Origin of the sequence: Pseudarthrobacter sp. LT1, assembly GCF_035621795.1 — a bacterium.
Classification (GTDB): domain Bacteria; phylum Actinomycetota; class Actinomycetes; order Actinomycetales; family Micrococcaceae; genus Arthrobacter.
Genome location: NZ_CP141830.1, coordinates 921,518 through 934,385 on the forward strand (window position 1 = coordinate 921,518; position 12,868 = coordinate 934,385).

A 12,868-nucleotide genomic window follows, 5' to 3' on the forward strand; every position below is an offset into this window, starting at 1 on the left:
ATGCGGACTACGTGCGTGTTTCCTGGTCCCGTCCTGACGCCTCCGTGTGCGTTGCATGCTTGCCCTGTCGCCTTGGTGACGGTTGCTCGCGACTGGGCGGATTCCGGAGACGTGCGTCTAAGGGAGCGTCACGTCCGCGCAGCGGGCGTTTTCGCGACCGAGCACGCGGAGGAATTCGGCCAGGCGCACCCAACCCGGCCACTGCGTCACGTCCGCTTAGCGGGCGTCTTCGCGACCGAGCACGCAGAGGATGTCCTGCCCGCTCCACCCCAGCCACTTAGAGTGACTCGAATCAGATTTTTAGTTAGGAATTGTCATGGCAGTCGGCGTATTCGACCTTTTTTCTATCGGTATTGGCCCTTCGTCTTCTCATACTGTGGGGCCGATGCGGGCTGCTGCTGTGTTTGCTGAGGAGTTGAAGGCCTCGGGGAAGCTCGCGGACGTGGCGTCGCTGCGGGTGGATTTGTATGGGTCGTTGGCGGCGACGGGGCATGGTCACGGGACGATGACCGCAATCCTGCTGGGGTTGGAGGGGTTCCACCCGGAGCTGATCCTGCCCGAGCAGGTGGAGGAGCGGCTGGCCTCGATCGCGGAGACCGGGATCCTGAACCTGGCCGGTGCGGTGGCGTTGCCGTACGGGGTGGGCGACATGGTGTTGCGGCCGTTGACGGTGTTGCCGCGGCACACGAACGGGATGACGTTCACCGTCACGGACGCTGCCGGGGATGTGGTGCATGCGGCGACGTTCTTCTCGGTCGGTGGCGGGTTCATCGTCCGCGAGGGCGAGGAGGACGCGGCGCAGCAGGAACTGGACGCGTCCAAGGAAGAGTTGCCGCTGCCGTTCCGGACCGCGGCGGAACTGCTGGAGCACTGCGCGGTGACCGGGCTGGGCATCGCGGACGTGATGTTCGTGAACGAGAAGGCCTCCCGGTCCGAGGCGGAGATCCGGGCCGGGCTGCTGCATATCTGGTCGGTGATGGAGAACTGTGTGCAGACCTCGCTCAAGCGTGAAGGGGTGCTGCCGGGTGGGTTGAAGGTCCGGCGCCGCGCCCCGGACTGGTACGAGCGGTTGAAGAAGGAAACCGCCCGCCCCGAAGACACCGACCAGGACGGGCAGGACGGGCCGGACCACTATGACCCCAGGTATTGGCAGGAGTGGGTTAACTTGGTGGCGTTGGCGGTGAACGAGGAGAACGCCTCCGGCGGGAGGGTGGTCACCGCCCCCACGAACGGGGCGGCCGGGATCATCCCGGCGGTGCTGTTCTATGCCCTGCACTTCGCCCCGGGCATGGACCAGGCCACCCAGGCCGACCGGGACGGTGTGGTGGTGCGGTTCCTGCTCGCCGCCGGCGCTGTGGGGGTGCTCTACAAGGAACAGGCCTCGATTTCCGGGGCCGAGGTGGGCTGCCAGGGCGAGGTCGGGTCCGCGTCCTCGATGGCCGCCGCGGGCCTGGCCGAGGTCATGGGCGGCACCCCGGCCCAGGTGGAGAACGCCGCGGAGATCGCGATGGAACACAACCTGGGCCTGACGTGCGACCCGATCGGCGGGCTGGTCCAGGTCCCCTGTATCGAACGGAACGCGATCGCCGCCGCGAAGGCCATCAACGCCGCGAAAATGGCGCTCTGGGGCGACGGCACCCACCGCGTCTCCCTCGACGAAGTCATCATCACCATGCGCGAAACCGGCAAAGACATGAGCGACAAATACAAGGAAACCGCCATGGGCGGCCTCGCCGTCAACGTCGTCGAATGCTGACACCCCGCTGACACCCGCCCGAACGGCGGGCCGGGCGGTGCCCGTGGGCCTAATTGTGCGTTGCCGCCCACCAATTAAGGCTGGCAGCGAACACCAGCCATGAGATGTAGGGCAGCAGGAGCAGTCCTGCCGTCCGGCTGATCGGACCGAAATGCAGCACCGTCACCGTAACCGCGGCAACCAGGGCCACAATGATGGCCAGCCCCAGCCATAGGGCCGCTGTGCCGAGGGCAGGGTAAAGGGCGAAAAAGACCGGGGTCCAGGTGAGGTTGAGGGCCAGTTGGATGGCGTAAACCACCATGGCCTGCCGTGTCCCATCAGTACGTTTGCGCCATACCAGCCACGCTGCGAGGGCCATTGTCGCATAGAGGGCGGTCCACACCGGACCGAACACTCCGTTGGGCGGCGACCAGGGGGCCTTGTCCGCGGCTGCATACCAGCCCGGGACATTAGCCGCCGATGCCAACCCGCCCAGCGCCGCCACTACCAGGGACGCCAACAGGAAACCGGCAAGCGCGGCCGCCTGCACCCCGGCGCTGTACGGCTTCCCTCCGCTTCCCGCGGAAGCGGTGCTCTGTTCCCCATCCGGCCTCATACCCCAACCCTTGTTGAACATCCTGAGCTCCGTCAAGGTGACGCTCCACACCCGGACGGCCGCCGTCCCGGGCATGCCGGAGAAAAGCCGGGAGCGCCTGAGGCTTTAGACTTGAGGCTGCATGTCCGCACGCATCCAGAAGTACCGAAACCGCGCACAAACCCGATTGGACACGGCCCCCTTGCGAGAATTCACCGCACGTTTTGCCACAGCCGAGGAAATTGAAAACTGGGACAAGCACGTCACGGCCAACCCGAACGGCGGCAACATGCTGCAGTCCGCTGCCTATGCATCGGTCAAGAACGGAAGCGGCTGGAAAGTCCGGTTCCTGGTGCTGGAAGGCCGCGGGAACGCCAGCTACAACCTGGTGCTGGAAAAAAGCTTCCCCGTCCTGGGACGGCTCTGGTACCTCATCAAGGGCCCCGACCTGGCAGGGGCAGCAGACCTGGGAGGTGCCCTCGAAGCGTGCGCGCAGCTGGTCCGCAGCAGCAAGCTGAGGGTCTTCACCATCAAGGTGGAACCTGACATCATCGACTCAGCCGAAGCGCAGCAGGAACTGGCAGCCGCCCACCTGGCCAAAGCCCCCAACATCCAGTCCAACGATTCCACCGCCCTGCTGGATATCTCCGGCACGGAAGAGGAAGTCTTTAAAGCCATCTCTTCCCGGGCCAGGAACGCAATCCGGCGCGCAGAGCGCGAGGGCTGCCAGGTGGTCCGGCAGGAACAAGGACCGGAAACCTACCGGGCCCTGTACGACCTGATGGCCAACACCGTCAACGCAAAGGGTTCCATGCCCCTGCGCAGCTATGACTACTACGAGCGGTTCTGGGACGAGTTCTGCAACCGCGGCCAGGGCAACTTCTTCTTCGCCTACGAGGACGGAAAACCCAGCGTGGGTGCCTTCGTCATCAACTACGGGGGCAAGGCAACGTACAAGGACGGCGGTTCCACCCAGAACCGCAAGCAGTACGGGGACTCGCACCTGGTGCAGTGGGCGGCCATCCGGCGAATGCAGGCACTTGGCTGCACGGAGTACGACTTTTGCGGCACTCCGCCGGCTGCGCGCATCAAGGACAAGACCCACAACCTCTACGGGATGGGCATGTTCAAGACCAGCTTCACCAAGACGGTCACCGACTTTGTGGGCTGCCACGACTACATCCTGTCCCCGCTCCGGCACCGGCTCTGGGTCAACGGTGGAGAGAAAGTGTTCCGCCGGATCGAGACCGCACGAACCGGGCAGCAGTTCTACTGACCTGCTGCCGCGAAGGCGCTCTCTCCTGAGCGCCCCGCGCGGCCCGCACGCACCGGTGCCGGCAGCCCTGAACACCGTCCACCCTGAACACCCTCCACCCAGCGCGAGCCCACGGGCCGCGAAGAGTCCAGAAGAAGGTCACCCCTTGAATCCAGTTTCCGCCGCGACCGGGCTTGAATACGCCAACCTCAGCGACGCCGAATTCGAGGCCTTCGCCCTGAAGCACCCGCAGAACAGCTTCCTGCAGTCCATCGACTTCGCCCGCTTCCAGCGTGCCCGGGGCCAGCAGGTGGAACTCTTCGGGGTCCGGCGCGACGGCGAGCTGGTGGCCGCGGGAAAGCTCAACTACACCACCACCCGGCTGGGCTATACCGTCTGCGAGTGTGCCAAGGGCCCCCTCATGGACTACTCGGACCGGGACCTGGTGCGCGCCGTCGTCGGGCTTCTCCGCAAGCATGCCGCTGAGCGCAAAGCGGCTGAACTGCGGATCTCGCCGAACATCAGGTACATCGCACGTGACGCTGACGGTGCGGAGCACCCGGAAATCGAGGACAACAGGCCGCTGGTGGCGGACCTGGAACAGCTCGGATTCCAGCACCAGGGCCTGGACATGAACTTCATCAACGTCAACTGGATGTTCATCAAGAACCTGGTGGGGATCCAGGACGCCGAAGAGCTGATCATGGGCACCAGCTACCGCACGCGCAAAGCCATCCGCAAGGCGGAAAAGAACGGCGTCTTCCTGGAACAGGCCACCCTGGAGACGCTGGACGATTTCTACGGTGCACTGAGCCGGGCAGGCGACGAAAAAGGGTTCGTGTACCGCGAACGCGCCTACTACGAGAACCTGCTCCGCACCACCTCCGCGGAGTTCACCAAGCTGATGATGGCCAAGATCGACATCCCGGCCTACCGCAAATCCATCACCGAACGGCTGGCTGCGGAGTCGGCCACAGCGGCGGACCTCCGCCGCGACGTGGAGGAGACCGGCAGCAAGAAAAAGGCCAACCGGCTCAAAGTGGTCCAGGACCTGGTGGACAGCTACGAGCGGAGCCTGAAGGACATTGAACGCTTCCCGGACTCGGTGGGAACGGCCACCGTGGCGGCCATCCACTTCGTCTGCTACGGCGATGAGGTGGTGTGCGTGATCGGCGGCACCGTGCAGGACTACATCTATTTCAACGGCGCAACCTCCCTCTACTGGGGAATGATGCTGCACGCCCTGGAGAAGGGCTACCCGCGGTACAACTTCTACGGCACGTTCGGCATCTCCGGGCAGGACGAGGAAGGCCACGGCGGCTACGAATTCAAGAAGGGATTCGGCGGGGAAGTGGTCCAGCTGGTGGGGGACTTCGTAAGCCCGGTCCGCCCCGCCGTCTTCCACGCCAACCGGCTGGCCAGGTCCGCTGCCGCTGCCGCCCGCACCTTGCTGGGTAAACTGCCGCTGAAGCGCGCATCCTGAGAGTCCATCAACCGCGCACAGGGAGGAACCGGGCATGACCAACCGGCCCGAACGGCCAGGGTCCAGGCCGAAGACTGACGGCCTGCCCAAGACTGAACCACTGACCCCTGCGCAGCTTAGGCAGGACGCCGCCGCCAAGAGGATGCTGCGCCGCCTGGTGCAGGGCGAGAATCCTCCCACGGCTCCGCTGAGCATCGTGGACCGGTTGGCGGGCAGCCCGTACGCCAACCCCACCATCCAGGTGGGCGGCGTGGATACGTCCGCGCGCAAAACCCTGGACTTCGCCCTGCACCTGGCTGAGACCATGTTCCGCTACGGCGCGGGTGCCCTGGAAGTCGAAACCAGCATCATCGCGGTCACGGCGGCCCTGGGGCTGAAGAACATCGAAGTGGACATCACCAACCAGTCAGTGGGCATCAACTATGCGCCCAAGGACCAGACCCCCATCGCCCTGCTGCGCGTGGTGCGGTCCTGGACCAACAATTACGCCGGCCTGGCCAAGGTGCACCAACTGGTCACCGACATCGTGGCCGGAGGTGTGGGCCGTGACGAAGCGATCCGCAGGCTCAATGAGGCCATCACCAGCCCCAAGCCCTACCCGCGGTGGATGGTCACCGTGGCGTTCGGCATTTTCGCCGCCGTGTTCGTGGGGGTCCTGGGCGGCGGGCCGGTGTCGTCCGTGATCGCGTTCGTGGCCAACATCGGCATCAGCCTGCTGGCCCGGCAGCTGGGACGATGGCGGGTTCCTGACTTCTTCATCACCGCGAGCTGCTCTTTCGTGGTCACCATGCTGGCGCTGTTGCTCTGGCAGCTGGGGCTCACCACGTCGCCGTCCATTGTGGTGGTGGGTGGCATCCTGCTGCTCCTGCCCACCGGGCGCCTGGTCTCCTCCGTGCAGGACGCCATCAACGGCTTCCCCGTGACTGCGGCGGGGCGGTTCCTGTCCACCCTGCTGACCTTCGGCGCCATCGTGGCGGGCATCGCTGTGGCCTTCGTGGTGGGGGAGTTGACCGGGCTGCAGCGCATCGACGTAACGCAGACCTTCCCGCCCGCCTACGATCTGTGGGTCCTGATCCTCTTCGTGGCCGCCGCTGTGATGGCCATCGGCATCACGGAACAGACCACGTGGAAGCTCCTGCTGCCCACGGCAGCCGTGGGCGTGGCCGGCTACCTGGTGTTGCTCGGCTGTGGCCAGTTGGGCATCGGGGACCGGTTTGCGCCTGCCATGGCCGCCGTCGTCATTGGCCTGCTGGCACGGGTGGTGGCCTTGCGCATGGGCGCACCGCAGCTGGTGGTGGCCGTGCCCGCGGCACTCATCCTGCTGCCGGGCCTCACGATTTTCCGGTCCATGTATGTGCTCACCGTTGAGGAGTCTGAAGTCCTGGCGGGTGCCGGCGGGATGCTCAGTGCCGGCGCCATTGTGCTGGGTACGGCCGGCGGGATTGTGCTGGGCGACGTGCTGGCCCGTCCGCTGACCCGCAGCCTGGCAAGCAACGAGCGGCGCCGGGCCCGGCGCCGCTAAGCCACGGCCGCCTTTCCAGGCTAGATCTGGCCGACCGGAAGCTTCTTCTCAGCCTGGAAGACGTCCTCCACCCGGCCCTGCGCCCAGTACCCGGAGAGGGACACCTGCCGGCGCTCCAGTCCGCGCTGTTTGAACAGGACCTCGCGCAGGGCTTTCATGTAGCCGCGTTCGCCGTGCGCAAAGACATCCACCGTGCCATCGGGCCATTCCGCGCCGGCCACTGCGTTCACCAGCAGATCGCTGGAACCCGCCGATGTGCCGTTGCGGGGCAGCCACGTGATGCGCAGTCCTGCCGGGGCGGCAATGGGCTGGATGTCCGCCTCGGAGCCGACCTCCAAAAAGGCCAGCCCGGTTGCGCCTGCCGGCAGTGACTCGATGCAGGCGGCGATCGCGGCCAGGGCCGACTCGTCACCGGCAAAGAGGTACCAGTCGGCCTCGGGGTTGGGGTTGTACGCGCCGCCGGGGCCGGTAAAGATCAGCGGCTCACCCGGCTGGGCGTTGGCCGCCCACGGACCGGCGAACCCCTCATCGCCATGGACCACGAAGTCGATGGCCAGCTCCCGGGCCTCGGGATCCACCCAGCGCAGCGTATAGGTACGGGTGAAGGGCCACTGCTCCCGCGGCATGGTTTCCCGCACCGTCCAGAGATCCAGCGGGGAGGGGTACTCCACGCCGGGCTGTGGGAAGACGATCTTCACGTAACGGTCAACGAACCCGTTGTTGACGAAATCGCCGAAGCCCTCTCCGCCGGCCACAATCCTGACCATGTGCGGGGAGAGCTGTTCCTTCCGCAGCACGGTGAGGTTGACCTGCGGGCGGCTCTTCTTGGTTGCGCTGGTGGCGGCGGGGACAGTGCTCATAAGGCAAGCCTAGCTAGGGGAGCGGCGGGAGTTCCCAGGTTACGTCCCGCGCACCCTGTTCCCGGAGCAGCTGGTTCACGCGGCTGAACGGCCTGGAACCAAAGAACCCCCGGGACGCGGACAACGGACTGGGGTGCGGGCTGGTGACCGCGGGGGCGCCGGCCAGGAGCGGCCTGACGCCCTCAGCCTCCTTGCCCCACAACACCGCCACCAGCGGCATCCCGGACCCGTCCGGGGACTTGCGGGCGGCCAGCGCGGTGACTGCCGCCGTCGTAATTTCCTCCCAGCCTTTGCCCCGGTGGGAGCCAGCCGCGCCGGCCCGGACGGTGAGCACCCGGTTCAGGAGCAGCACCCCCTGCTCCGTCCACGCCGACAAATCTCCATGGACGCGCGGAGGAATTCCCAGGTCCGATTCCAGCTCCCGGTAGATGTTGACCAGGCTGCGGGGGAGGGGCCGGACGTGCGGTTCAACCGAAAACGACAGGCCGACGGCGTGTCCCGGCGTGGGGTAGGGGTCCTGCCCCACGATGAGGACCTTCACGTCCGCGAGGGGCTGGCGGAAGGCGCGCAGGACGTTCGACGGCGGCGGCAGGAGCTGGTGCCCGGCCGCCTCTTCGTCTGCGAGGAACGCCAGGACCTTCCGGAGCTGGGCTTCCACGCCCTGCAGCGCCGCGGCCCAGTCCGGAGCCATCAGCTCTGCCAGTGGCAGCTGCGCCAGATCGGCGAAGCCGGCGGCGTCCGCAGGGTCCTGGTGCAGCTCGAAGAGGGCATCCGGTTCAAACATCGTTCCATTGTTGCAGGGACGGTGCACAGCGGGCCGGGAACATTCAGCCGGCTTGGCTTAAATGACACCCTTGTTATTCGGCGGCTAGCATAGGGGTAAGACATTGACCGTTACCAGCGAAGGAGTGTGCCGTGGCGGAACCGGCCCGGGAACACCTGCCGGAGCAGGACCCAGGGAAGTCCCTCCTGGCGGATTTCATCCTTCGTGAGTCCTCCCTGTCCGAGCGTGAACAACAAATGCTGGCCCTGGAACGGCAGTGGTGGAAGTACGCGGGAGCCAAGGAGCAGGCGATCCGTGACCTGTTTGACCTCTCCGCCACCCATTACTACCAGCTCCTGAACGCGTTGATCGACCGCGAGGATGCGCTGGCCCACGATCCCATGCTGGTCAAGAGATTGCGTAGACTACGTACGTCGCGCCACCGTGCACGTACTGCCCGGCGCCTGGGATCCGACGCTTAAGACGCCCCAGGCCGGGACAACAGCCGCAATCAACAAGGATGTCCTTCCACCATGACCAGATACGCCCGCGATGAATTCGACAAAGTCCCGGAGGCTGCGTCGCGACAAGGTGTCCACCGGACGGCCTCGGCCCCGTCCCGCGTGCGGCTGTGGCCCATCCTGGCGATGGGAGTGGCGGCCCTGGCCATAGGGTTGGTGTCCTTCCTGATCCTTCCCAAACTTGGCTTCAACGCCACCGCCAGCCAGGCCTCCGCCAGCGTGGAGTCAGCTCCGCTGGCCGGCACCGGCACAGCCCCTTCGGCCACGCCTTCCGCTTCCGCGCCCGTGACGTCCCCGGCGCCCCCCGCCTCTTCCGAGCCAACCCAGGACGCCGGCCCCTCCCCGGAGTCCACGGCCTCTGCCACCCAGCAGGCTGCTGTCGACAGGACCCAGGCAGTTGCCATCTACAACGCCGCCGGCACGGCGGGGCTGGCCAGCCGGGTAGGCGGAACCGTCCAAGCAGACGGATGGCGGCTGGGCCAGGTTGGCAACTGGTCCGGAGCCCCGCAAAAGTCCTCCGTGATCTTCTACGCCGGCCCCCAGCACCTGGCCAGCGCCCAGGCGCTTGCCGGGCTGCTGAACATCCCCACCGTGGTGGACAGCACCGAATTCCAGTCGCCGCTCGTCGTGGTCCTGGGCCCGGGTTACCGGTAGCCGCACGCCGTCCAGTAACGCCGGTCCGGTCTCCACCTGGCCCCAAACGGAAAGAGTTGTTCATCATGGCACTGGGAACCGTGAAATGGTTCAACGCTGAAAAGGGCTACGGCTTCATCACCGTTGACGGCTCCGGTGATGACATTTTTGTCCACTGGTCCGCAATCCAGGGGGAGGGGTACCGTGCCCTGGCCGAGGGGCAGCGGGTCCAGCTCGATGTGGGCGAGGGTGAAAAGGGTCCGCAGGCGGAAAACGTCCGGCCGGCGCAGTGATGCCTGCTTTGCGACCCGGTGTCCGCGTCCGCGCGGCCCTCGCCCTGTCCGCGGGAGCGGTTCTTTCGATGACGGCATGCGCCGGCACCGGCGGCAACGCCAGGGTGGAAACGCCGGAGGCCTCCGGCGACGGCGTCCTGCGGGTGGGGCTGGTCCTGGACAACGCCGGTGACAATGCCTTCCTTAACGCGCCCCAGCTGGCTGCCGCCAAGCTCGCTGTCCAGGACATCAACGCCGCCGGCGGACACAAAGGCCGGCCGGTGGAGCTCCTCCCGGTGCACCCGGACCAGGACACGGGAAGGCAGGCAAAGGACCTCGCCGCCAAAGCGGATGTGGTGATCGGACCCACTGACTCCAGCCACGCAGCCGCCGCGGTGGACGTTCTGTCCCACGCGCGCATACCGCTCATCTCGCCGGCCAACACTGCTGCAGGCCTGTCGGGGCTTACCAGCGGAGGCTACTATTTCCGCACCGCCGCGGCCGACGTCGCCCAGGGCCCCGTGTTGGCAAAACTCGCCAAGGACTCCGGCGCTGCCACCATCGGCGTGCTGTACCAGGAAGGCTCCTACGGCAAGGACCTCTCCGCTGCCGTCACGGACGCTGCGAGAAAGTCCGGACTCACGGTCCTGCCCGGGGCCGGCTTCAAGGACGGTGCCGCGGCCGAAGCCGCGCGCTCCATGGCAAAGGCCAAGCCGGACGCCGTTGTCCTGATTGCCCGCGAGGGCGCGCAGGACGCCCTGGACGGGCTGGACAGCGCCGGCCTCAGCGGTTCACAGATCATCCTCAGCGACGGCGCGTTTGCCCGTTACGGATCCAGGCTCGCCTCCGGGACCCTGGAGGGCGCACGTGCCGTCGTCCCCGGACAGTTGCCCACCGCTGCGTTCCAGGCAAAACTGCTGGCGGTGGACCCTGCCCTCAAGGACCTCTCCTACGCTGCCGAAACCTACGATGCCGTTACGCTGGCGGCCCTCGCCGCAGCACGTGCCCAGGATGACGCCGGACGCTCCATTGCCGCCAACCTGATTGCCGTCTCCGGAGGGGCAGCCGACCCTGGAGCCGGAGTGCCGACCGCCCCATGCTTGAGCTACAAGGAGTGCCTGGGCGGCCTTGCTGCCGGCCCGGACATCAACTATGACGGCGAATCGGGCCCGGTGGCCTTCGATGCCAAGGGCGACATCACCACGGCCCTCTTCTCCGTGTACACCTTCGGACCCGACAACAACCCCGCCCTGTCGGGCCGGGAGACAGCCGGACACTCCGGCTGATCGCCCTGGGCGAAGCCGCTGCTTCCCGCAGGGCATCAAGCGTCTTTTCGCTTGCACTCTCACCGGGGGAGTGCTAATTATTGATTTAGCACTCTGACGCACCGACTGCTAAAGCAACGCCTGGTTCCGGCCGGCAGCGCACGGCACCGGTCGAGGAGCGAAAGAAACACCTCACTTCAGTGAGATCCCCGCCCGGAGGCATACAGAGGCCGCCGGCAAAGGATCGTCCGTCGCGGGCACTGCAGCGAAGGTTCATTCTTAACGACTGTCCCGAAAGGACTATTGCCGTTATGGCCAAGATCATTGCATTTGATGAAGAGGCACGCCGCGGCCTTGAGCGTGGCCTGAACACCCTCGCCGACGCCGTTAAGGTCACCCTCGGCCCGCGTGGACGCAACGTCGTCCTCGAAAAGAAGTGGGGCGCCCCCACGATCACCAACGATGGTGTTTCCATCGCCAAGGAGATCGAGCTGGACGATCCCTACGAGAAGATCGGCGCAGAGCTGGTCAAGGAAGTTGCCAAGAAGACTGACGACGTTGCCGGTGACGGCACCACCACGGCAACCGTCCTGGCCCAGGCCCTGGTCAAGGAAGGCCTGCGCAACGTTGCCGCCGGCGCCGACCCGCTGTCCCTCAAGCGCGGCATCGAAAAGGCTGTTGAGGCCGTCACCGCCGAGCTGCTGAACTCCGCCAAGGAAATCGAAACCAAGGAAGAGATCGCGGCTACTGCCTCCATCTCCGCCGGTGACGACGAGATCGGCGCCCTCATCGCCGAAGCCCTGGACAAGGTGGGCAAGGAAGGCGTCATCACGGTCGAGGAGTCCAACACCTTCGGCCTGGAGCTGGAACTCACCGAAGGCATGCGCTTCGACAAGGGTTATATCTCCGCCTACTTCGTCACCGACGCTGAGCGCCAGGAAACGGTCCTCGAGGATCCGTACATCCTGATCGTCAACTCCAAGATCTCCAACGTCAAGGAACTGGTTGCTGTCCTGGAAAAGGTCATGCAGTCCAACAAGCCGCTGCTGATCATTGCCGAGGACATCGAGGGCGAGGCCCTGGCCACCCTGATCGTCAACAAGATCCGTGGCACCTTCAAGTCCGTTGCCGTCAAGGCTCCGGGCTTCGGTGACCGCCGCAAGGCCCAGCTGGCCGACATCGCCGTCCTGACCGGCGGCCAGGTCATCTCCGAGGAAGTTGGACTCAAGCTCGAGACCGCCGGCCTCGAACTGCTGGGCCAGGCCCGCAAGGTTGTTGTCACCAAGGACGAGACCACCATCGTCGAAGGTGCCGGCGACGCCGACCAGATCGCCGGCCGCGTCTCCCAGATCCGCGCCGAGATCGAGAACTCCGACTCCGACTACGACCGCGAGAAGCTGCAGGAGCGCCTGGCCAAGCTGGCCGGCGGTGTTGCAGTCATCAAGGCCGGTGCCGCAACCGAGGTCGAGCTCAAGGAACGCAAGCACCGCATCGAGGACGCCGTCCGCAACGCCAAGGCTGCAGTTGAAGAAGGCATCGTCGCCGGTGGCGGCGTGGCCCTGATCCAGGCCGGTGCCAAGGCATTTGCCAACCTGCAGCTGTCCGGCGACGAAGCAACGGGCGCCAACATCGTCCGCGTTGCCATCGACGCTCCGCTGAAGCAGATTGCCTTCAACGCCGGCCTTGAGCCCGGCGTGGTTGTCGACAAGGTCCGCGGCCTGCCCGCAGGCCACGGCCTGAACGCAGCCACCGGCGAGTACGTCGACCTGCTGGCAGCCGGCGTGAACGATCCGGTCAAGGTAACCCGCTCTGCCCTGCAGAACGCGGCCTCCATCGCCGGCCTGTTCCTCACCACCGAAGCTGTTGTGGCTGACAAGCCGGAGAAGGCTTCTGCCCCCGCCGGTGGAGACGACATGGGCGGCATGGGCGGCATGGGCGGCTTCTAAGCCTCCCGGCCGGGACCT

General features: G+C 66.1%; 12 protein-coding genes. 9 read left to right on the forward strand and 3 right to left on the reverse strand.

All coding sequences use genetic code 11. The annotated features are described in order from the left end of the window. Window positions 1-316: 316 nt before the first annotated feature. Entirely contained in the window at window positions 317-1,756 is a 1,440-nt protein-coding gene (locus tag VIK36_RS04475; RefSeq protein ID WP_324644233.1) for an L-serine ammonia-lyase, read from the forward strand. 49 nt (window positions 1,757-1,805) lie between these two features. Here the strand turns inward: VIK36_RS04475 and VIK36_RS04480 are convergent, their stop codons facing one another. Further along, window positions 1,806-2,351, reverse strand: coding sequence for a TspO/MBR family protein (locus VIK36_RS04480; RefSeq protein WP_324644234.1), 546 nt, complete (start codon window positions 2,349-2,351; stop codon window positions 1,806-1,808). A gap of 121 nt (window positions 2,352-2,472) precedes the next feature. Between VIK36_RS04480 and VIK36_RS04485 the strand changes: the two genes are divergently transcribed. The 3 genes from VIK36_RS04485 (at window position 2,473) to VIK36_RS04495 (ending at window position 6,590) form a co-directional block, all read left to right on the forward strand. Next, window positions 2,473-3,606 (forward strand): lipid II:glycine glycyltransferase FemX, encoded by a 1,134-nt coding sequence (locus tag VIK36_RS04485; protein WP_255174497.1) that lies wholly within the window; start codon window positions 2,473-2,475, stop codon window positions 3,604-3,606. Between the two features lie 145 nt (window positions 3,607-3,751). Then, the gene (locus VIK36_RS04490; protein ID WP_324644235.1) at window positions 3,752-5,068 is read left to right on the forward strand and encodes a peptidoglycan bridge formation glycyltransferase FemA/FemB family protein; all 1,317 of its coding nucleotides are present in this window, start codon (window positions 3,752-3,754) and stop codon (window positions 5,066-5,068) included. A gap of 34 nt (window positions 5,069-5,102) precedes the next feature. After that, complete coding sequence (locus tag VIK36_RS04495; protein WP_159632870.1) at window positions 5,103-6,590, forward strand: threonine/serine ThrE exporter family protein; 1,488 nt, start codon at window positions 5,103-5,105, stop codon at window positions 6,588-6,590. 20 nt (window positions 6,591-6,610) lie between these two features. Here VIK36_RS04495 and VIK36_RS04500 read toward each other — a convergent pair whose 3' ends face one another. Both VIK36_RS04500 and VIK36_RS04505 read right to left on the reverse strand, forming a co-directional pair. Next, window positions 6,611-7,450 (reverse strand): siderophore-interacting protein, encoded by an 840-nt coding sequence (locus VIK36_RS04500; RefSeq protein WP_324644236.1) that lies wholly within the window; start codon window positions 7,448-7,450, stop codon window positions 6,611-6,613. Window positions 7,451-7,463: 13 nt separating this feature from the next. Then, window positions 7,464-8,234 carry a uracil-DNA glycosylase gene (locus VIK36_RS04505; protein ID WP_324644237.1) on the reverse strand — a complete coding sequence of 257 codons (771 nt, stop codon included), beginning with the start codon at window positions 8,232-8,234 and terminating at the stop codon, window positions 7,464-7,466. A gap of 131 nt (window positions 8,235-8,365) precedes the next feature. Here VIK36_RS04505 and VIK36_RS04510 point away from each other — a divergent pair, with 131 nt between their 5' ends. The 5 genes from VIK36_RS04510 to groL all read left to right on the forward strand — a co-directional run bounded on the left by VIK36_RS04510 (window position 8,366) and on the right by groL (window position 12,850). Next, a complete protein-coding gene (locus tag VIK36_RS04510) occupies window positions 8,366-8,695 on the forward strand; it encodes a DUF3263 domain-containing protein (RefSeq protein WP_420716246.1) in 330 nt (109 codons plus the stop codon). A 51-nt stretch (window positions 8,696-8,746) separates the two neighbouring features. After that, on the forward strand, window positions 8,747-9,388 hold the full coding sequence (locus VIK36_RS04515) for a LytR C-terminal domain-containing protein (RefSeq protein ID WP_255174501.1): 642 nt from the start codon (window positions 8,747-8,749) through the stop codon (window positions 9,386-9,388). A gap of 65 nt (window positions 9,389-9,453) precedes the next feature. Continuing rightward, window positions 9,454-9,660 (forward strand): cold-shock protein, encoded by a 207-nt coding sequence (locus VIK36_RS04520; protein ID WP_141180812.1) that lies wholly within the window; start codon window positions 9,454-9,456, stop codon window positions 9,658-9,660. Continuing rightward, window positions 9,660-10,925, forward strand: coding sequence for an ABC transporter substrate-binding protein (locus tag VIK36_RS04525; RefSeq protein ID WP_324644238.1), 1,266 nt, complete (start codon window positions 9,660-9,662; stop codon window positions 10,923-10,925). The genes VIK36_RS04520 and VIK36_RS04525 overlap by 1 nt, the downstream gene beginning before the upstream one ends. A 290-nt stretch (window positions 10,926-11,215) precedes the next feature. Continuing rightward, window positions 11,216-12,850 (forward strand): chaperonin GroEL, encoded by a 1,635-nt coding sequence (groL, locus tag VIK36_RS04530; RefSeq protein ID WP_255174503.1) that lies wholly within the window; start codon window positions 11,216-11,218, stop codon window positions 12,848-12,850. Window positions 12,851-12,868: the final 18 nt, after the last annotated feature.

Coding starts and splice junctions, on each gene's coding strand:
- VIK36_RS04475 (WP_324644233.1), top strand. CDS start 317: ATGGCAGTCGGCGTATTCGACCTTTTTTCTATCGGTATTGGCCCTTCG.
- VIK36_RS04480 (WP_324644234.1), bottom strand. CDS start 2,351: ATGAGGCCGGATGGGGAACAGAGCACCGCTTCCGCGGGAAGCGGAGGG.
- VIK36_RS04485 (WP_255174497.1), top strand. CDS start 2,473: ATGTCCGCACGCATCCAGAAGTACCGAAACCGCGCACAAACCCGATTG.
- VIK36_RS04495 (WP_159632870.1), top strand. CDS start 5,103: ATGACCAACCGGCCCGAACGGCCAGGGTCCAGGCCGAAGACTGACGGC.
- VIK36_RS04500 (WP_324644236.1), bottom strand. CDS start 7,450: ATGAGCACTGTCCCCGCCGCCACCAGCGCAACCAAGAAGAGCCGCCCG.
- VIK36_RS04505 (WP_324644237.1), bottom strand. CDS start 8,234: ATGTTTGAACCGGATGCCCTCTTCGAGCTGCACCAGGACCCTGCGGAC.
- VIK36_RS04515 (WP_255174501.1), top strand. CDS start 8,747: ATGACCAGATACGCCCGCGATGAATTCGACAAAGTCCCGGAGGCTGCG.
- VIK36_RS04520 (WP_141180812.1), top strand. CDS start 9,454: ATGGCACTGGGAACCGTGAAATGGTTCAACGCTGAAAAGGGCTACGGC.
- VIK36_RS04525 (WP_324644238.1), top strand. CDS start 9,660: ATGCCTGCTTTGCGACCCGGTGTCCGCGTCCGCGCGGCCCTCGCCCTG.
- groL (WP_255174503.1), top strand. CDS start 11,216: ATGGCCAAGATCATTGCATTTGATGAAGAGGCACGCCGCGGCCTTGAG.